The sequence below is a fragment of the Bradyrhizobium sp. Mp27 genome, assembly GCF_029953005.1.
Taxonomy (GTDB): Bacteria; Pseudomonadota; Alphaproteobacteria; order Rhizobiales; family Xanthobacteraceae; genus Bradyrhizobium; species Bradyrhizobium barranii.
Genome location: NZ_JASAUS010000939.1, coordinates 1 through 203 on the forward strand (window position 1 = coordinate 1; position 203 = coordinate 203).

The 203-nt window shown below is 65.0% G+C and carries 1 protein-coding gene; it reads right to left on the bottom strand.

The annotated features are described in order from the left end of the window. Positions 1-203 (bottom strand): exonuclease domain-containing protein (locus tag QJT78_RS53080; RefSeq protein WP_281461041.1); only part of this gene is annotated, 203 nt, incomplete at both ends.

A 203-nucleotide genomic window follows, 5' to 3' on the forward strand; every position in this document is an offset into this window, starting at 1 on the left:
GTGCATCGGCGACCTCGACGTCGCTGATGTGGTGGATCGCTGAGGCGCTCGGCGGGATCTTGCGCGCCGGCTTCACGAAGGTGCGCGCTCCGGTCGAGTAGAGGGTGCCGCCACGAATCTCGTGCCAGCCGATCTCGACCACTTCGTCGGTCGCTTCCTTCCCGGTCGTCTCGACGTCACAACAGCGGATGATCATTCGCGGT